General features: G+C 68.3%; 16 protein-coding genes and 1 pseudogene. 7 read left to right on the forward strand and 10 right to left on the reverse strand.

The genetic code is table 11. The features are described 5' to 3' along the window. Positions 1-27: 27 nt before the first annotated feature. Positions 28-534: a GNAT family N-acetyltransferase gene (locus AC3B5T_RS08055; RefSeq protein ID WP_055476475.1), complete on the forward strand. Its 507-nt coding sequence runs from the start codon at positions 28-30 to the stop codon at positions 532-534. 77 nt (positions 535-611) lie between these two features. Here the strand turns inward: AC3B5T_RS08055 and AC3B5T_RS08060 are convergent, their stop codons facing one another. The 4 genes and pseudogenes from AC3B5T_RS08060 to AC3B5T_RS08075 all read right to left on the reverse strand — a co-directional run bounded on the left by AC3B5T_RS08060 (position 612) and on the right by AC3B5T_RS08075 (position 4,829). Beyond that, a complete protein-coding gene (locus tag AC3B5T_RS08060) occupies positions 612-824 on the reverse strand; it encodes a hypothetical protein (RefSeq protein ID WP_014924945.1) in 213 nt (70 codons plus the stop codon). Positions 825-1,067: 243 nt separating this feature from the next. Then, positions 1,068-2,494 (reverse strand): annotated as a pseudogene (locus tag AC3B5T_RS08065) (lipase family protein). Between the two features lie 92 nt (positions 2,495-2,586). Continuing rightward, positions 2,587-3,201, reverse strand: coding sequence for a TetR/AcrR family transcriptional regulator (locus tag AC3B5T_RS08070; protein ID WP_010844433.1), 615 nt, complete (start codon positions 3,199-3,201; stop codon positions 2,587-2,589). Positions 3,202-3,224: 23 nt separating this feature from the next. Then, positions 3,225-4,829, reverse strand: coding sequence for a Rieske 2Fe-2S domain-containing protein (locus AC3B5T_RS08075; protein ID WP_055476495.1), 1,605 nt, complete (start codon positions 4,827-4,829; stop codon positions 3,225-3,227). A 254-nt stretch (positions 4,830-5,083) separates the two neighbouring features. On the opposite strand from AC3B5T_RS08075, the gene AC3B5T_RS08080 reads away from it, so the two are divergent. The 5 genes from AC3B5T_RS08080 to AC3B5T_RS08100 all read left to right on the forward strand — a co-directional run bounded on the left by AC3B5T_RS08080 (position 5,084) and on the right by AC3B5T_RS08100 (position 9,671). Next, entirely contained in the window at positions 5,084-6,055 is a 972-nt protein-coding gene (locus AC3B5T_RS08080; RefSeq protein WP_055476476.1) for an alpha/beta hydrolase, read from the forward strand. A 64-nt stretch (positions 6,056-6,119) separates the two neighbouring features. Next, on the forward strand, positions 6,120-7,148 hold the full coding sequence (locus tag AC3B5T_RS08085) for a helix-turn-helix domain-containing protein (RefSeq protein WP_231632765.1): 1,029 nt from the start codon (positions 6,120-6,122) through the stop codon (positions 7,146-7,148). A gap of 10 nt (positions 7,149-7,158) precedes the next feature. Next, positions 7,159-7,929: a lysophospholipid acyltransferase family protein gene (locus AC3B5T_RS08090; protein ID WP_055476478.1), complete on the forward strand. Its 771-nt coding sequence runs from the start codon at positions 7,159-7,161 to the stop codon at positions 7,927-7,929. A 90-nt stretch (positions 7,930-8,019) separates the two neighbouring features. Then, a complete protein-coding gene (locus AC3B5T_RS08095; protein WP_055476479.1) occupies positions 8,020-8,832 on the forward strand; it encodes a lysophospholipid acyltransferase family protein in 813 nt (270 codons plus the stop codon). Continuing rightward, the gene (locus AC3B5T_RS08100; protein ID WP_055476480.1) at positions 8,832-9,671 is read left to right on the forward strand and encodes a Cof-type HAD-IIB family hydrolase; all 840 of its coding nucleotides are present in this window, start codon (positions 8,832-8,834) and stop codon (positions 9,669-9,671) included. Before AC3B5T_RS08095 ends, AC3B5T_RS08100 begins: the two co-directional genes overlap by 1 nt. Positions 9,672-9,678: 7 nt before the next feature. Here AC3B5T_RS08100 and AC3B5T_RS08105 read toward each other — a convergent pair whose 3' ends face one another. Next, positions 9,679-11,406, reverse strand: a complete 1,728-nt coding sequence (locus tag AC3B5T_RS08105; protein WP_055476481.1) for a peptidoglycan recognition protein family protein — start codon at positions 11,404-11,406, stop codon at positions 9,679-9,681. A 497-nt stretch (positions 11,407-11,903) separates the two neighbouring features. On the opposite strand from AC3B5T_RS08105, the gene AC3B5T_RS08110 reads away from it, so the two are divergent. Then, on the forward strand, positions 11,904-13,487 hold the full coding sequence (locus AC3B5T_RS08110; protein ID WP_231632766.1) for a SpoIID/LytB domain-containing protein: 1,584 nt from the start codon (positions 11,904-11,906) through the stop codon (positions 13,485-13,487). A gap of 30 nt (positions 13,488-13,517) precedes the next feature. On the opposite strand, the gene AC3B5T_RS08115 is transcribed toward AC3B5T_RS08110, so the two are convergent. The 5 genes from AC3B5T_RS08115 to AC3B5T_RS08135 form a co-directional block, all read right to left on the reverse strand. Then, entirely contained in the window at positions 13,518-14,201 is a 684-nt protein-coding gene (locus tag AC3B5T_RS08115) for a GAF and ANTAR domain-containing protein (protein ID WP_055476483.1), read from the reverse strand. Positions 14,202-14,310: 109 nt separating this feature from the next. Further along, positions 14,311-14,946, reverse strand: coding sequence for a class I SAM-dependent DNA methyltransferase (locus AC3B5T_RS08120; protein WP_055476484.1), 636 nt, complete (start codon positions 14,944-14,946; stop codon positions 14,311-14,313). A gap of 81 nt (positions 14,947-15,027) precedes the next feature. Continuing rightward, the gene (locus AC3B5T_RS08125) at positions 15,028-15,810 is read right to left on the reverse strand and encodes a PIG-L deacetylase family protein (protein WP_055476485.1); all 783 of its coding nucleotides are present in this window, start codon (positions 15,808-15,810) and stop codon (positions 15,028-15,030) included. Beyond that, positions 15,807-16,757 (reverse strand): acyl-CoA dehydrogenase family protein, encoded by a 951-nt coding sequence (locus AC3B5T_RS08130; protein WP_055476486.1) that lies wholly within the window; start codon positions 16,755-16,757, stop codon positions 15,807-15,809. Before AC3B5T_RS08130 ends, AC3B5T_RS08125 begins: the two co-directional genes overlap by 4 nt. Next, complete coding sequence (locus AC3B5T_RS08135; RefSeq protein ID WP_055476487.1) at positions 16,754-17,536, reverse strand: glycosyltransferase family 2 protein; 783 nt, start codon at positions 17,534-17,536, stop codon at positions 16,754-16,756. Before AC3B5T_RS08135 ends, AC3B5T_RS08130 begins: the two co-directional genes overlap by 4 nt. Positions 17,537-17,588: the final 52 nt, after the last annotated feature.

Here is a 17,588-nt window from a genome sequence, read left to right on the forward strand (position 1 = left end):
GGACCTGCGCCGGAGTCGGGCCACGCGGTGAGCCGGTGGACGACCCGCGCCGAGCGCGCCGGGGACGCCGACGCGATCCGGGAAGTGGTGATCGCGGCCTTCCCGACCGCTGACGAGGCGCGGATCGTCGACGAGTTGCGCGCCGACCCGGACGCCTGGATCGAGGGTCTGTCGATCGTCGCGACCGACGCCGTGGACGTCGTCGTCGGGCATTCACTGTTCTCCAGGTGCCACATCGACGGCGCGCCCGCACTCACGCTCGGACCGTGTTCGGTCCTGCCGTCGCGGCAGCGGACCGGGGCGGGGTCGGCCACCATCGTCGCCGGTCTCGCCACCGCCCGCGACCTCGGCGAGCACCTGGTCCTGGTCCTCGGTCATGCCGGGTACTACCCGCGATTCGGCTTCGTTCCCGCCTCGCGCTTCGGGATTCGTGCCCCGTTCGACGTCCCGGACGAGGCGATGATGGCACTGCCGATCGACGACGGCCCCGTCCCGCGCGGGACCATCGCCTATCCGGCGGCGTTCAGGGTCTGAAGACGCATCGCGCGCCCCAGGGAACGATCCCTGGGGCGCGAAACCGATGTCGACGGAACCCCCGCCGAAGGGGCGGTTCAGTCCGCGTCGGCCGACGGACTGGCGTTGGTGCCGCCGTCGGACACCTCGAAGTTCTTCCACTCACCGGCATCGTGTACCTGCATGACGGTGCCCAGGCTGTCGTCCGGGGCGGCGACGGTCTTGAACCAGTCGTAGGCGCTGGTGGCGTCGTCGAACTCTTTCTCCTCGACGACGTTCTCGCTGGCGTCCACTACGCGGTATTGGGCCATGATGTTCTCCTCACGGTCGAAGTTCGACGTCCGGACCTAACGTCCTCGCGGGCCGAAAGCCCTGACGCCATCGTATGAATCGACTTGCCTCCGTCGTCTCGATGCGCGTTCGTCGACGTCGGATCGTGTCTGCATGCAACGGGTCGGTAACGATCGACTCGGCGGCTCTCTGCCGTGCTGGAGGTCTACCCACATCCGTGGTCGGCAAACACGCCGCCCACTCTGTGTCCGGCCGGGGGAGGGTCACGGCACCCGCGGCGGATTGCCCAACTGCTGGTTGATCGCCAGGGCGAGGCTGTTGCCCACGAGGTTGACGAACGCGCGCCAGGTGGCCGGGTCGAGAGCCATCGATCCCTGACGCTTGTGGTGCAGCCGCTCTGCGCCGGCTTGCCGTCGAGACGGTCCCGTAGCCAGACGATGGCGGGGGCGAAACCCTCGACGGCGAGCGTGATGTGCTCGCTGAAATGGTCGCGCACATACCGCACACTCGCGCCATCGCCACAGTAGGTGCGGACCAGCTCGTTGACCGGCCCCACGGGGGCGATCCAATCGGGGTTCGACTGATAGATGAACATCGGGAAGTCGGGCGTCGTTTCTCCCATTCTGAGCTTTCCCAGCACCTTTCGCGGAACCGGATGATCGAGTGGATCGCCGGGCAGGTTCACCAGGCCCTTGATGTTCACGAAGGGTGCAAGCGCCGCCTGGTAGGTGAGGCACAGCGGGTTCTTGCTCGCCAGCAACGCTGTGCCCAGCGGGTTCATGTGGCGTCGGAGAAAGCGTTCCAGCTCCGGATACTCACGGCTGACCCCGATGATCCCGGCCATGATCAGCCCGGACGCCGCGTTTCTGTCGGCGAGGTCGACCAGCGCGCGGATGTCCGCGGGCACACCGCCTTCGGCGGCTCCCACGATCGGCAGCTCTGGGGCGTATGCCTCATGCAGCTCGGCCGCCCAGCCCGTGGCGATCGCCCCGCCCGAGTAACCCATCAGACCCACACGCAGGTCGTTCTTGAGTCCCAGCGGGGCGAAGTCCCGCGCGCCCCGGATGCCGTCGAGGGTGATGCGACCCGCGAGAGGCCCTGCCGCGAAAGCGGATTCGGGACCCTGGTGATCGGGGATGACGACCGACCAGCCGGCACCGACCAGCGAGGTGATCTGCAGGACCTCGTAGCTCGAGTCCACCGACCCGGTGAGCTGGCCCGGGATCGACCCCTGCTGGAGTGCGTAGGAAGGCGCGCAGTACATCGCGGTGGAGTCCTCCGCGGACTGCCAGGACACGAGTTTCGATGGTCCGGGTTTGGCCGGTCCCTTGGGTTTGAGCAGCGTTGCCACGGCCGGAATCGGCTCACCTCGCGTGTTCGTCGAACGGTACGAGATCTGCCAGGCGTCGACGTTGACCGGGATCACCGACAGGGCCGCCACATGCACTCGACGCGCCGCGATGAGCTCACCGGGCTTCTTGGCCGCGACCACCGACCGGTCGGGTAGGTAGAAGGCCTTGTCGAACTCCGGAATCGCGGGCGGAACCGGGAACGGCAGCGGCGGGGCGACCGGTACGGCACTCGCGGCGCCGGCGCTGATCGTGCCCCCCACCACCGCGACGGCCGTGATCGCGACCGTCATCATCGCGATCAGCAGTCGCGCGAGCCCGCGCTGTAACCATCCCCGCATGGATTCCTCCTCAATAAGTGAGACGACCGTGTCTCACACTGCGGCAGAACATACACCCGATGTGTCGCAGAACACAATGGACGACCCGGGTGTCAGAGACGCGCGAAGGCGAGCAGGATGTCGGCCAGCACGGTGACGATGTCATCGAGGGCGGCGGGATCTGCGGTCTCGCTCCACCGGTGGACGAGTCCGGTCAGTGCGCCGACGAAGGCGATGGCCAGATGGCGCTGTCTCTCGGTTGCCGGACGGCCGGCGAAATCGGCCATGGCGGCGACGAAGAAGTCCGCCCACTCCTCGCGGCCGTCGAGGCGGTGCTGCTCGACGCGTGAGCTCACCCCGACGATCTGCACAAACGAGACCGCCGCGCGCCGGGGATCGGTGCCCACCGATTCCATGTAGGCGCGCATCGCCGCGGTGCTCAGGTCTCGGAGGTCGCGAGAAGCGCACGCGGCCAGTGCTTCTGCCACTGCGACGCGCGCGGCGCCCTGAACGGTGTCGTACAGGGCGACCAGCAGTTCCTCGCGGTCGGTGAATTCCGCATAGAACTGCCGGCGGGACAGTCCCGCCACCCGGCAGATCGATGTGACCGACGATTTCGCATAACCGGTGTCGGTGAATTCGACCAGCGCGGCATCGAGGAAGCGCTGCCGGCGTTCGGCGGCGCGGTCGCTCACCGCGCGGCCGCCGTACGTGCGCTCGGATGTCATCTCTGGTCGTGATCCGCCCGCGACTAGGAGTCGAGCCTGGAGGCGCGGAGGTCGTGGCCCTTCGACGTCAGGCAGCGTCCCGTGGGCAGATCCCACTGCCATCCGTGCAGATTGCAGGTCAGCTTCTCGCCTTCGATGACCCCGAACTTGCCGAGGTCGGCCTTGAGGTGCGGGCACCGCCGCTGGATCTCCCAGCCGTCCTTGGTGATCGACGCCGAGTCGTCGTGAGCCTCGGCGAACCAGCCGTCGGCATAGGCGATCCGCTCATCGGTCAGGCATTTGAAGAACGTGTAGAGGAACTCGTTGTAGCCACCGATCCGCCAGGTGGTGAACCGGGTCGACAGGAAGATGGTGTTGACCCAGTCGGGTTCGTTGTCGCGCAGGACGGTCCGCACGAGCTCGGTGGCGATCCGGAATCCGTAGCGGTACTTGCCCTCTCCCTCTTTGGGCTCGCGCACGATGCGGTTGGGGAAGTCGAGGACGACGGTCTCGGTGGCCTCGTTGGCCGCGCCACCGCCCGGCGTCATCACCAGTCCGACCGGGTATCCGATGCCGTCGCAGATCAGATCAGACTGCGCCATGATCGGCTCGAACAATTCGCGGAGCGCGCCGATCAGCGGCTCGCCGTCGGCCGGCGCCCACGTGGCCTTGTCCGCGGCGATGACCGGAGCGAACTTCTCCTTCATCCGCTCGAGGTAGGCGCGCTTGTTCACGCCGAAGACGTCGGCGGGAGCGTATGGATGCGTGACCTCGTTCAGCACCGGACCCGAGAACTCGGCGACCGAACCGGACACCATCATCAGGCCGCGGTGCTTCTCGCCGTCGTCGGTTCCGTGGATGCGCATCTGCTCCAGGAACGTCTCCTGGTCGGGGAAGATCGAGGTGACGTCCGCGGTCTCACCCGACCCGAAGTCGTTGAGGTAGAAGAGGTCCTCGTCGAGGAACATGGGCGGTCCGGCCGACGGGACCACCCAGGTCGCCCCGACCTGTTCGATGTACGAACGCGCGCGGTCCATTCCGCGCTGGCGTTTCTGTGAGGCGAAGTTGGCCTTGGACTTCCGCGGGATGTCGTAGACCATCGGGTACCAGATCGCGCCCGAGTACTGCAGCAGATGGACGTCGACGGGCCCGAACGCCTCGCCGACGACGTCGAGGTCGATCGGTCGTGCGTCGTTCATGTTGAAGCACACCGTCTCACCGTCGGAGACGATGAGCCCGCTGTCGCCGATCGGGCCGTCGGCGGGCGCGCGCAGCGCGATGATCATGACGTCGAGCGAACCCTTGTCGTTCGTGACCGTGGTCTTGACCGAGTCGGTGGTCTCGACGAACTTGGTGAACCCGAGCTTCTCCAGTTCGCGGCGCAGATCCGGCACCGGGTAGTCGGGCAGCAGAACCGTGGCGTCCTTGTTGACGTTCTCCCGCAGGTTGCGCTCGTCGAAGTGATCCCGGTGCAGATGCGAGACGTACAGGTAGTCGCAGTCGCCGAGGGTCTTCCAGTCGAGTTCGGAGTTGTCCGGGAAGGGCACCCAGGAGGCGAAGTACGTCGGGTTGACCCAGGGGTCGCAGAGGATCGATCCGGCGGTGGTCTGGATGTGGAAACCGGCATGACCGATGCTGGTGATCTGCACGAAGGGGCCTTTCATGGTGTGCGCGGGGCTGCGCGGCAGGGCACTACAAACGTCCAGGATATCGAGCCGTGCCGGGCGGGTGCGTGGGCCATGAGTCCTCACGGTGGCAGGGAGGGAACGCGTGCGGCGGCGGCAGGCCGCCGTCCTCTGCAGGGTGTGACGTCGCATCCCGTCCGACGGGCGTCGGAATCGTGTTCTGCAACTCCCTACGGGTGGCTGGTGACGCAGTACACACCACGAAGCATGCTGAGTGAATGACGACGTTCCCTCAGCTCGACCCCGAACTTGCCCCCGCACTCACCGTGCTTCCGAACATCGACTTCGCCGACGTGGAGTCCGCTCGCCGGACATTCGACACCCTCATCGAGTCTCAACTGGCGGACTTGTCCTTGGACGGAGTCCGTGTGCGCGAGTTGTCCGCGCCCGGTCTCGGAGGGGATCCCGACGTCGGTATCCGGTTCTTCACCCCGGAGAGTCCCAGGGGTCCACTTCCGGTTCTGCTGTGGATCCACGGCGGTGGCTTCGCCATCGGAACGGCGGCGAGCACTGACCCCTTCTGCGTACAGGTCGTGCGCGAACTCGGATTCGCCGTCGCCAGTGTCGAGTACCGGCTGGCTCCGGAGACGCCGTTCCCAGGCCCGTTGAACGACTGCTATTCGGCCCTGACCTACGTCCACGCCCACGCGACGGATCTGGGTGTCGACACCTCCCGCATCGCGGTCGGTGGACAGAGCGCAGGCGGTGGACTTGCCGCCGGAACCGTTCTACGCGCCCGAGACGAGGGCGTGATACCTGTCGCGTTCCAGCTTCTCGAGATCCCTGAGTTGGACGATCGGCTGACCAGCGTGTCGATGACCGACTTCGTGGACACCCCGCTGTGGCATCGGCCGAATGCGATTCTGTCGTGGAAGTTCTACCTCGGCGAGTCCTACACCGGACCGGAGGATCCGGATGTGTCGATCTACGCCGCGCCGGCTCGCGCAACAGACCTCTCCGGCCTTCCGCCCACCTATCTCTGCACGATGGAATTGGATCCCCTGCGCGACGAGGGAATCGAGTATGCCCTGAACCTGCTTCGCGCAGGTGTCAGCGTGGAACTGCACTCGTTCCCCGGCACCTTCCACGGTTCCGGTCTGGTGGCGGCCGCCGAGGTCAGTAAGCGGGCGACAGCGGAGGCGTTCGGCGCCCTGCGTAGGGGCTTGCGCGCGCCGTCACCTGCCTCCTAGCGTTGTCGGATGCAGGGACTGATGTACCGCCGAACTCGATGCGGATTCGGCGGGTCTGGTACGGGTGATCGACTACTTCGACGCGCTCGTCAGACACGGTGCGGATACGACGTCGATGTTGCAGGCGAGCGCTGCGCTGGCCAACTGCATTGTCGGCATCGAGATCTCCAGCGGGCCGAACAGTTTCGATGCGCGTCGATGCGATCCTCAGGGGCGGTGGTCTCCGCCGAGCGAGAGTGTGCCCAGTTCGTCGAAAGAAGTCGTGATCGACGACGTGACGGTCGGCTCCGTCTGGATTGAGCGGCCAGGGCCGGCGCTGCCGCTCGACGACATGCTCGTGGACCGGATGGCTCTCACGGCCGCGGTCATCCTTCAGCATCGCCGCGTGCTCACCGATGAGGAGCACACCCTCGATCTCCTGTTCCCGTCAGACGAGTTGGCCGTGCTGACCGCATGCGCTGCTCTGAAAGTCGCGCCGTCGACTCCGGTGCGGGTGGTCGCCTACACAGGAGGCGGCGGCGCGCGTCTGCCGGTGTCCGGTGACCTGTCGCCCGGTCGCTCGACGGAGGTCGAGGCGGACGGTGATCGCCTCAGGCTCGTTCCGGCGTCCTTCGTACCCCCGGCCGAATTCGTCGACACGGTACTTTCCCGATCGGTGAAGGTGGGTATCTCACTGGCAGCCGAGGCCGCGGATGCTCACCTGGTCGTCGGCACAGCGCGGTTTGCCCGCGGTCACGCTTACGGACCCCAGCCGCTGGGCAGCGCGGACGACCTCGGTGCGCTCAACCTGTTGGCACCGGAGAACCACCTGCCGCACAGGCTCATTCCCGACATAGTGCGTGCGAATGAGCTCCGCGACTCACCACAGGGGGTGGAGTTGCTCTCGACTCTGCGGCTCTATCTCCGCGCATCGACTCTGCGAGCGGCAGCGCAGCAGATGCACCTGCACCACAGCACGGTCGCCTACCGGCTGGCCAAGTTGTCGGATCACGTGGGTTTCACCGTGGACGCGCTCGAGAACAGAGCACGTGCGACCGCGATGGTGATGATCGCCGGCGGCGACGTCGGCGAGGGTTCCGGGGCGAGTGGCTAAGCTCTCTCGCATGGAACCCGTCTACGACTCCGTGATCACCGCCGCCCGGCTGCTGTGGCTGGCCGAGGGTCTGAAGTTCACGGTGTCGGGTGTCGAGCACGTGCCGGCCGAGGGCCCCGGCGTCGTCGCCATCAATCACACCGGCTACCTCGACTTCACCTATGCCGGTATCCCGGCCTTCCTGCAGGGGCGCCGCAAGGTCCGCTTCATGGCGAAGAAGGAGGTCTTCGACAACAAGATCTCCGGTCCGATCATGCGTTCGCTCAAGCACATTCCCGTCGATCGCGCCCAGGGGGCGGACAGCTATCGCAATGCGGTGGACTACCTCAGGCGCGGCGAACTCGTCGGGGTCTACCCCGAGGCGACGATCAGTCGGAGCTTCGAGCTGAAGGCCTTCAAGTCGGGCGCCGCTCGGATGGCCCTCGAATCCGGCGCGCCGATCGTCCCCACCGTCATCTGGGGTGCCCAGCGCGTCTGGACCAAGGGCCATCCCAAGCAACTGGGTCGAACCGGGTACAAGATCGCGATTGGTGTTTGCGAGCCCCTCGAGGCCACGGGCAGCGCCGACGCCCTCACCGCCGAGCTACACAAGGTGATGAGCGCAAAACTCCTGGAACTCCAGGACGCCTACGGCGAGCACCCGAAGGGCGAGTTCTGGGTTCCCGCCCGGCTCGGCGGTTCCGCGCCGACGCTCGAGGAAGCCAACCGCATGGATGCCCAGGAGCAGGCCGAACGCGCCGCCAAGCGCGAGCCGCGAAAAGACGATCCCGGAGTGGTCTGACCGGCCGTCTGGCCGTCTGGCCGTCGACCGGCGGGGGTGCCGGTGTCCGTCGTCGCCGGGGGTGTCGCGGCGCCCCGTTAACCTGGACGCATGAGCGCAGGGACGCACGGACACCGCGAGCCGGTGTATCGCACCCTGGAACTCATCGCCAACGGACTCGTCCGGGCGCAGGACCTCGACCTGCACTTCGCCGGCATCGAGAACATCCCTGACTCGGGCGGCGCCGTCCTGTGTGTCAACCACACCGGTTACGTCGACTTCCTCCCGCTCGCGCTCGGCGTCCAGCGCGCCGGCCGCCGCACCCGCTTCATGATCAAGTCCGAGGTGATGGACATCGGGATCATGCGGTTCCTGGTCAACCACACCAGGACCGTCCCCGTCGACAGGTCGCGCGGCGCCGAGGCCTATCGCGCCGCGCTCGGTCGCCTGCGGGACGGCTACATCGTCGCCGTCTACCCGGAAGCGACGATCAGCCGCAGCTTCGAGCTCAAGGAGTTCAAGAGCGGGGCCGTCCGGATGGCCACCGAGGCCGGCGTCCCGATCATCCCGGCGATCGTGTGGGGCGCCCATCGCCAGTGGACCAAGGGGGGAGTGCGGAACATCGGGCGCAGCCGTCTCCCGGTACACGTTCGGTACGGCCTGCCGTTCACCCCACGACTCGACGAGACACCGGAGCGTGAGACGCTGAGGCTCCGCGAAACCATGATCTCGATGCTCCACGAGGTCCAGGACTCCTACGGACCGCATCCACGGGGTGAGTTCTGGGTCCCGTCGCGACTGGGCGGTTCGGCACCGACACCCCAGGAGGCCGCCGTGATCGAAGCCGACGAGGCGCTGCGCAAAGCCGAGGCGCGGGCGAAACGAGCCGCCGAGAGAGCTCGGTCGAGAGGAAGCAGACGCTGATGACATTCGGTCCACCCACACTCATCGCCAGCGACGTGGACGGAACCCTCATCGACGACGAGAACCGGGTCTCCCCGCGCACGGTGTCCGTGCTGGCGGCCGCCCGCGCCGCCGGAGTGGAGTTCGTGCTGGCCACCGGACGGCCCCCGCGGTGGATCGCCGAGATCACCGATCAGTTCGCCGGCACCGAGGCATTCGTCCGGTACGCGGTGTGCGCCAACGGCGCCATCATCTACGACGCCGAGAACGACCGTGTGCTGTGGTCGGCCAACCTCGAACCCGACGCGCTCGTCAAGCTCGGAGAGATTGCCTACCAACAGATCCCGGGATGCGGGATCGCGGCAGAGCGGGCGGGCCGGTCCGCGCACGACGCGGCGACCGCGCCGTTCGTGGCCAGTTCGGGTTACGAACACGCCTGGCTCAACCCCGACCACGTCGAGGTCGGTGACGACGAGGTGTTCGGTGATCCGGCGGTGAAACTCCTTGTCCGCAAACCGGATATGGCCTCTGATGAGATGGCCCGTCGTCTGCGGCCCGTGGTCGGCGACCTCGCCCAGGTCACGTTCTCCACCGACAACGGACTCATCGAACTGTCGGTGCCGGGAACCCACAAGGCATCGGGGCTCGCGCGCCTCGCCGACCTCACCGGACTGCCGGTCGACGCCGTGATCGCGTTCGGCGACATGCCCAACGACGCCGAGATGCTCACCTGGGCAGGGCACGGCGTCGCGATGGGCCACGGCCACCCGGCAGCGCTCGATGCCGCCGACGAGGTCACCGTCGGCAACAACGACGACGGCGTCGCCAAGGTGCTCGAGCGCTGGTTCGCCGAGCGCTGAACCCGGCTCAGGCCGCCGGCGGTACCGGCGCGGGCGCACCCGGATCAGCCGGCGGCGCGGGCGCACCGGGTTCGCCGGGCGGGGGCGCAGGGGCGGCGGGATCCGCGGGCGGCGCCGGTTCCGGTGCCGGTGCGGCACCCCCGGCGAGCGCCCGGATCGCGGTCAGTGCGGCGTAGCCGTGCACGCCCGGGCAGCTTGTGCTGTTGTAGTCCCGGTGCCCGGAGATCACGGGCAGGTTCGACTGCGTCCCCGCCGCGAACTTGGTGCCGGAGAAGCCTTCTGAGGTCAAGGTCGCCGTACCGGCGGGATTGAGGCTGGCCTTGCCGAGGCGCCAGCGCAGGAACTTGCCGGTCGCCGACACCATCGCCGCGGTCGGCGGCACCTCTTCGAGGTTGCCGATCATCGACACCCCGACGGTCTCCTTGTTGAATCCGCCGGTGTGGGTGCCCTCGACGTTGCGGTCGAGCCCGCCGAACGCGCCCTCGAAGATCTGGCCGTACTTGTCGATGAGCACGTTGTAGCCGATGTCGCACCAGTTCAGGCTGCGTGCGTGGTAGGCGTAGATGCCCCGAACGATCTCGGCGGACTGTTGCGGGGTGTAGTCATTGCTGCCGGCCGTGTGGTGCACGATCGCGCCGCGCATCTGCGGCGAGTACACCGGCTGTGAACAGCGGATGGACTCGTCGGCGCCCCAGGCCTGGCGGGCCACGACCTGCGGTCCGCCGGTCAGTGGTGTCAGCAGCGACGAGCCCAGGCCCAGCAGGCTCTCCGGGCTGATGAGCGTCGCCTTCAGCGTGTTCAGGGCGGTCGTGGCCAGCTTCGTCACCACCGTGCTCGCGGTGCCGACGGCCAGCTGGGCGAGATCGCCGCCCTGGGTCTCGGCGGCCGGGATCGCGAGTCCGTCTTTGCTCGCGGCCACCTGGACCTCACGCGCGTCGCCGACCCAGACCGGCTCGGTACCGACCGGATTCTTCGCGCTGGGCGCCTGTCCGCGCGAGATCTGTTCCAGGACGGTCCACGGTCCCCACTTGCCGTCGGGGTTCTTGGCTCGCAGTTTCAGATCGACGTCGACCGGGCGGTCCCAGGTGAAAGCCACCATCTTGATCGGCGAGTCGCGCACGATGTGCGTCACCGCCGCCCCGACCTCGCGCCCGTCGGCCATCGTGGGTGTCGCCGGCGTCGTACTCGCCGAGGGCGAACCGGGTCGGTTGCCGGGCGTCCGCTCACCGCGCGGAACCGGGGCCGTCGGGTCGTCGGGGGCCTCCCGCGTCGTCGACGGTGCCCGACGCTCGCCGGTGGGCGCATCGGTGGTGGGGGTTGCCGAGGATTCGGGCGTCTCCGACGAGGATGTCTCCGGCACCGACGATTCCGACGTTGATGATTCCGGCGTCGACGACTCCGGCGACGCGGACGGATCGGCACTCGTCGACGCCCCTCCTGCGCCCGGGACGAGCCCCTTCGGCAACGGGACGGTCAGATCCGGCAGCGGGAACGCGTCCGGATCGATCGGCGGCAGTTCGACACCCGCCGCGGCGAGTCCGGATGTCGCGACGTCGACGATGGCGGCAGGCAGTTCCCGCAGCGGGACCTGCTCGATCTCGGTGTTGGAGACCGTCTGCTTGTTGTCCACGAGCCGGGGCTCGGACTCGCTCGCGATAACCACGAACGGAGTCGCGACGACCGCGGCGGCGATCGCGGCGAGCGCGATCGAGGGTTTCGGTCTGGGGTAACGCACTCAGGTCTCCTCGCAGGTTGGTCGGACCGCGGCACGCCCGTGGTCTGGGTGTGTGGTCGGGTCCGGTCAGCCGTCGACATCAGCGCAGCCGAAGTCGCCGAAGCGTCATCGACTGTGCTCGGTACGGCGGTCATCGTCGCTGTCGGCCACCGATCGCGACGGCGACACACGCCGCGACCCGGTAACTCGTGATGCTCTTGTTATCTGTGTGACAGAAGTGATCAATGTGTCGACGCGCGTTCACCCGTATGGCATCGAGCCCGGAATCCGAGCACAACGACATACGAATCCGAGCCGCCTCTCCGGTCCCGGCCGGAGGTCCCTGCCAGAGGTCACGGCGGACCGGACAACTCGTGATCCGGTTGTGATCCCCTCGGGTTGGTGATCCGCATCTTCGTTCACTAGGGTCACTTAAGTCCCAATCGTCACATCAGTCACAGACGTTACGGGGGTCGCGACGTTGCGGCGCCCGCGGCTGGTGTCGTCGCGACCGAAGGATGTGTTCAGCAGTGACCAAAGCCCGACCTACACGGCTTCTGCCGAGATGGACGGCGAGCGGTGCGCGGCCCGGACGGGCCCGTAACCGAGCGTTGACCTGGGCCGCGGCGGGGCTGGCGCCCGCACTGCTCGCCGGTGGCCTCGCTGTCGGGAGTTCATCGGAATCGGCCGATCAGGTCGAGCTTTCGGTCGGGTCGACGGTGACGCTGATCGGGCACGGTCATGGCCACGGCCGCGGAATGGGGCAATGGGGAGCGTACGGCTACGCCCGTAAGGGCTGGACCGCACAGCAGATCCTGCGCCACTACTACGGTGGCACCACCGCGGGGAAGGTGGACAGGCCCGAGATCCTGGTGGCCCTCACGGGTCAGGGCTCGGTGAATGTGCACGCGGACGCCGGCATGCGAGTCGGTGGTCAGACGGTGGCTCCCGGGCAGGCGGTCAGCCTGTCCGGGGGCACGGCCACCATCCTCAGCGGATGCGGCGGTGGACCGGTGCGGTCGGTACCGGCCACATTCGTCGAACCTCTCAGCATGGCCCCCAACCGGCCCGCCGGTGAGTTCCTCAAGTTCTGCGGATCAAACAAGGCCTATCGCGGGGCCATGGGTCTCGAAGGTGGGCGCGTGGTCAACCGCATCCACGTCGACGACTACGTCAAGGGCGTCATCCCACGCGAGAGCCTGCCCGCATGGGGCGACTCCGGTGGCGCGGCGGCGCTGCAGGCGCAAGCCGTGGCCGCCCGTACCTACGCGCTCGCGGCGATCGCGGGCGGCAAGAAGATCGACGACACCCAGAATTCGCAGGTCTACGGCGGCGTCGCGGGCGAGGATCGGCGGACCAACGCGGCCGCCGACGCCACCGCGGGCCAGATCCTGTTGCAGAACGGGCAGCCGGCCTTCACCGAGTTCTCCGCGTCGACCGGCGGATACACCGCGGGTGGCCGTTTCCCGGCGGTCGTCGACGAGGGGGACACGGTGTCGCCCAACCACAATTGGACCGCCACCGTCAGTGCGGGCAGCATCGGATCGGCCTTCGGTGTCGGTGCCCTGCGGAGCTTCGAGGTCATCGAGGCCAACGGTCTGGGCGCCGAGCACGGTCGTGCGATCAAGGTGCGCGCGGTCGGTTCCGGCGGAACCGCCGAGGTGAGCGGTGAGGAAGCGCGTACCAAGCTGCAGCTGAAGTCGTCGTGGTTCGCCGTACAGGGTCAGCCCGCACCGCCCCGGATCGTCAAACCGCCCACCGGTCCGGCGTCGCCCGGTGGCGGTGGTATCGACTTCGGCAGCCTCAATCAGCTCGCCGAGCAGTTCCTGCCCGGCTCGTCGAAGTTCCTCGACATGGCGACATCGGCGATGAACGGACGTTTCGCGGACCTCGGCGGGATCACCGGACCGCTGGGTCAGGCGCTGGGCGTGCCAACCCTGACGCCGGACGCCGCGGGCGTCACCCAGCTCTTCGAGAAGGGGATGATGTTCTTCACCCCGGCCACCGGACCGCGGGTACTCGTCGGCAAGGGGCTCGAGCGCTACCAGGATCGCGGTGGCATCCCCGCGCTGGGCTTCCCGAAGCGCGACGCGTTTCGCTGATCGGGGCACCTCGGGGAGCCCTGCTTCACCTCAGCTCTCCGGTCCGGCCTCCACGATCTGGACGGCGACGTCGACGAGCTTGGTGTTGGTGTCCTGGGAGAGCCGTGCGAGCAGCGCGAACGCCTCGTTCGCGTCGAGCCGGTACCGTTCCATGATCATGCCCTTGGCCTGACCGATGATGTCTCGTGAGCTCAGGGCTGTCCTGAGCTGCTCCTTCTCCTGCACCGCCCCCAACGCCGTCGCGGCGTGGGCCGCGAACAGCTCACCCAGCTGCAGCGATTCCATGGTGAACGCGTTCGCGACGGTGCTGTGCAGGTTCAGGGCGCCCGAGTTGTCACCGTCTATGTACAGATAGAAACAGGCCATCGACCGGATACCGAGTTCGGCTGCGGCCGAGGCGAAGGCGGGCCATCTCGGCTCGGTGCGCATGTCGTGGATGCAGACGGTGAGGACGCCGACCGCCGCGCGCAGACACGGTCCTTCGCCGAGCTCACGCTGCAGCCTGTCCGCCTCGCCACCGAGATCACCCACCATGACCGGTGTCTCGACCTTGTCCTCGGAGACCAGGGTCACGGTTGCATACTCTGCTCCGGGGATCGCGTCGACCGCGAACTTGGTCATGGAACGCAACGCCGCCTCGGTGTCGTCGCTCTCTTTGCGCATCTCACCGGCGATGCGCGTCATCTGCGCGCCGAAGTCCGCCAACTCAGTCACCCTGCCTCCTCTGAGACATCATCCGCGCGCCTCAGCTGGGGCCGACAGCTAAGCGCGGCTTCGAACACACCCGATGTCGAAAAAACCATTATGCCGTACCCCGCGCGGGTCAGACGCCGACTATCCCTTCTCGTTGCGCAACTGAAGCGCCAGGTGACGGAGTCATCACACAAAGCCGGAAGTCCGCGTCCTCGTACTCCGCCGACGTGGTCAACGACGACCTCCGCAGCGCGTCGTGGACCTCGTCCCCGGTCCGCGGATATTCCTCGACCGGCCACCGCCAATGGACGGCCAGAACTTCGCCGGTCGGTGTCAGCGCGTCGGGGAGACGTGCGATGAGGTCGTCGAGGTCCGTGTCGTCGAGGTAATAGAGGACTTCGCTGAGGACGATCAGGTCGAAACGGCCGGGCGGCCAATCGGAGACGATGTCGCCGACGCGCACCTCGACCGAGGCGTGACCGTCGAGCCGGCGACGGGCGAGTTCCACCGCGCGCGGGCTGACGTCGGTGCACAGCAGACGGTCGGCGCGCCTGGCCAACTCGGCGCTCAGCACACCGATCGAACAACCGGGCTCGAACACCGTCCCGTATCGGGGGGAACTCAGCGCCGCGAGGGTCAGGGCGTACTTGCGCTGCTCGTACCACCGCGACGAGAAGCCCCACGGATCATCGCTGTCCTGATACATCTCGTGGAAATAGCTGTCGGGCAATCCGTTTCGGTCGCCCTCGGTGATGTCGTCGGTCATGCCCTCGCCGTCCTGTTTCTCGCCCGTTCTGTTTTCGCCCGGTCGCGCTGCCGGGCCCGCGCCTGTTCGGCGATGTCCCGGTCACCCGAAGACGAACTCCCGGTCGCGGAGCAGCCGGTCCAGGATGTGCGGTCCGAGTACGGCGGCGTCCTCGGGCGCCGGTGACAGCGGATGGATCTGGGTCTCGAAGGCCTGCACGGCCGCGCGTTTGGCGGCCGCGACGTCGTCGTCGAGGACAAGGGTCCGCATCTGCTCCCACGGGATCTCCGGGTCGTCGGGTTTCGCCCAGTGCCACATCCAGATCGGGTACATCCAGACCGGGACACCGAGCCGAGCGCCGACGCGTCGGACGCATCGCCCGACGGCCTCGTGGTCGGGATGACCGTCGTGCGCCCACACCGACAGCAGTGCTGCCGGGATGTCGGGAGTCTCCGTGAGCGTCGCGTCGACGATCGACTCGATCTCGTCCTCACGACTCACGAGGGTGCCGTCGCCGAGCCCGCACCATCGCGTCGGACCGAGTCCCAGGATCGCGGTCGCGGCGTCCACCTCGGCGTGACGACGTACTGCCAGCTCGGCGGGGGACAGGGTGGGCGAACCCGGGTGCGACGCAGAGCCGTCGGAGAGACAGACCGCGACGACCTCGACACCCCGCCGGTGGGCGGACGCCATCACGCCGCCGACGCCGAGGATCTCGTCGTCGGGGTGGGCCGCCAGGACGACGAGCCGACGGACGTCCGGCTCGAAGTCGGGCCACGGTCCACGGGCGGCGAACCACTCCTGCCACTCCGATTCCGGGGTGCCGTCCGCCGACGTCGGGGTGGATCCGAAGCGTCGGGTCGACATGGGATCGTCGGTCGTCACGACGGCTCCGGTCCCGGACCGGGGATGCGTCCCCCGGTCAGTCCGCCGAGTACCGCGAGGTCACGGTCCGCGTGGGACTGCCTGATGTAGACGACGAGATCGGCGACCGCCTGCGCGTGGTCGGGGTCGGCGGCGAGCGGGCCGGGGCCCAGCGCGCGACCCACCCGGTCGATCACCGCGGTCGCGATCTGTTCGACGGACCAGCGCACGGCGAAGGCGAGTCGCTTCGACGGCCCGGTCGGGTCGGCGTCGATCTCGCGAGCCGCGGTCTGGAGATGCGCCCACCCGGATGCGAGAAGGGCGTCGACGGCGCCGACGTGCATGCGGAGCAGTGGGTCGTCGGTGCGGGAACCGGCGCGGTAGAGCGGTGCCGCGACCTTGCGGGCCCCGCCGAACCAGCATGCGGCGACCCCGATCCCGCCGTGCCAGAATCCGGGCCGGTCGAGATAGTCGCCGGGTTCGCCGATGGCGTCGGCGGGCACTGCGTCGAAGGTCACGGTCCCGGTGTCGGTGTCGCGCATACCCGTGTTGGCCCACCCCGAGCTGTCCGCGGACACCCCCGGGCGGCCGAGGTCGACGGCGAACAGCCGATTGCCGGCCTCGGTGTGTGCGGTGACCAGCGCGTGGGTGCACGAGGTGGCTCCGGAGCACCACTCCTTGACCCCGCTCAGTTCCCAGCCCTGTGCGCCGGGCCGGGCGTCGACGCGGGTGCCGCGCGGCTCGGCGGCCCACACACCCCAGAACTCTCCCGGAGCGGTTCCACCGCCGCAGATCTCCGCGAGGATGGCGTCGGCGTCGGCGTGCGCCTCCAGGAGCCGGCCCGTGCTGATGTCGTCGGAGCAGGCACGGACCAGGGTGGCGAACCGGTCGAGGGTGCGTCCCTCACCGGGGCGGGGGAGCGCGACGGACGGATCGCCGAGGAGTGCCCGTGCCCGTGCGGGCGTCACCCGGCCACCTCGTCGGCCTGGTCCCCGGCGAGGTGCCGCAGGTAGCCGGCGAATCCGTGGCGTGCCCGACCGTCGCACCGCGTCGACGTGCGGACCGGGGCGTCAGCACCCCGTTCGATGACCGCCCCCGCGGCGTGCAACCGGTCGACGAGATCGACGTCCTCGTCGGCGTCGAGCGCCGAGAACCCGCCGACTTCGTCGTACACCGAGGCCCGGACGCCGAGATTGGCGCCGTGGACGTGGCCGTGTCCGCGATTGGCGTCGTACTCCCGCAGGTACCTCGCGCCGGTTCCCGCCGGCCACCCGTCGAAACCGTCGGGGACCACGGTGCCCACATATGCGTCCGCACCGGCATCCGCGGCGGCGAGGTGTTCGACGAGCCAATCACGTGGCACCGTCGAATCGGCATCGGTGGTGGCGAACCAGGTGGTGTGCGACCGGGTCGCCGGGGAGTCCGCCGCCGCGAAGCCGGCTCGACGAGCCGCCCCGACACTCCGCACGTCGACGATGACGATCGACACACCTGCCGTGAGCAGCGTCGCGGAGTCGTCGTCGCAGGCGTCGAGCACCACGACCACCTCCACCGGGATCTCCACCGCCGTCGCCGCGGCCTCGAGAGCGTCGAGGCACGCGGGAAGACGTTCGGCCTCGTTGTGGACGGGCACCACGACGACGATGCGCTCGACCGCGTGCGGAGGGGCGTCGGTCTGTTCCCCGGGGGGCCGCGAGAGGGCGGCGGGCGCCCCGTCGTCGGGCGGTCGAACGAACAGCGGCGTCACTCAAACCCCGAACTACTCACAGGAGAAGGTACGGCCCGGGGGCTACAGGCCG

Source organism: Gordonia sp. G4 (genome assembly GCF_057770005.1).

Bases quoted from the DNA above. Each gene is read 5' to 3' on its own strand.
- AC3B5T_RS08060 (WP_014924945.1), bottom strand. From the start codon at position 824: ATGGCCCAATACCGCGTAGTGGACGCCAGCGAGAACGTCGTCGAGGAG.
- AC3B5T_RS08070 (WP_010844433.1), bottom strand. From the start codon at position 3,201: ATGACATCCGAGCGCACGTACGGCGGCCGCGCGGTGAGCGACCGCGCC.
- AC3B5T_RS08080 (WP_055476476.1), top strand. From the start codon at position 5,084: ATGACGACGTTCCCTCAGCTCGACCCCGAACTTGCCCCCGCACTCACC.
- AC3B5T_RS08090 (WP_055476478.1), top strand. From the start codon at position 7,159: ATGGAACCCGTCTACGACTCCGTGATCACCGCCGCCCGGCTGCTGTGG.
- AC3B5T_RS08095 (WP_055476479.1), top strand. From the start codon at position 8,020: ATGAGCGCAGGGACGCACGGACACCGCGAGCCGGTGTATCGCACCCTG.
- AC3B5T_RS08100 (WP_055476480.1), top strand. From the start codon at position 8,832: ATGACATTCGGTCCACCCACACTCATCGCCAGCGACGTGGACGGAACC.
- AC3B5T_RS08110 (WP_231632766.1), top strand. From the start codon at position 11,904: ATGTGTTCAGCAGTGACCAAAGCCCGACCTACACGGCTTCTGCCGAGA.
- AC3B5T_RS08120 (WP_055476484.1), bottom strand. From the start codon at position 14,946: ATGACCGACGACATCACCGAGGGCGACCGAAACGGATTGCCCGACAGC.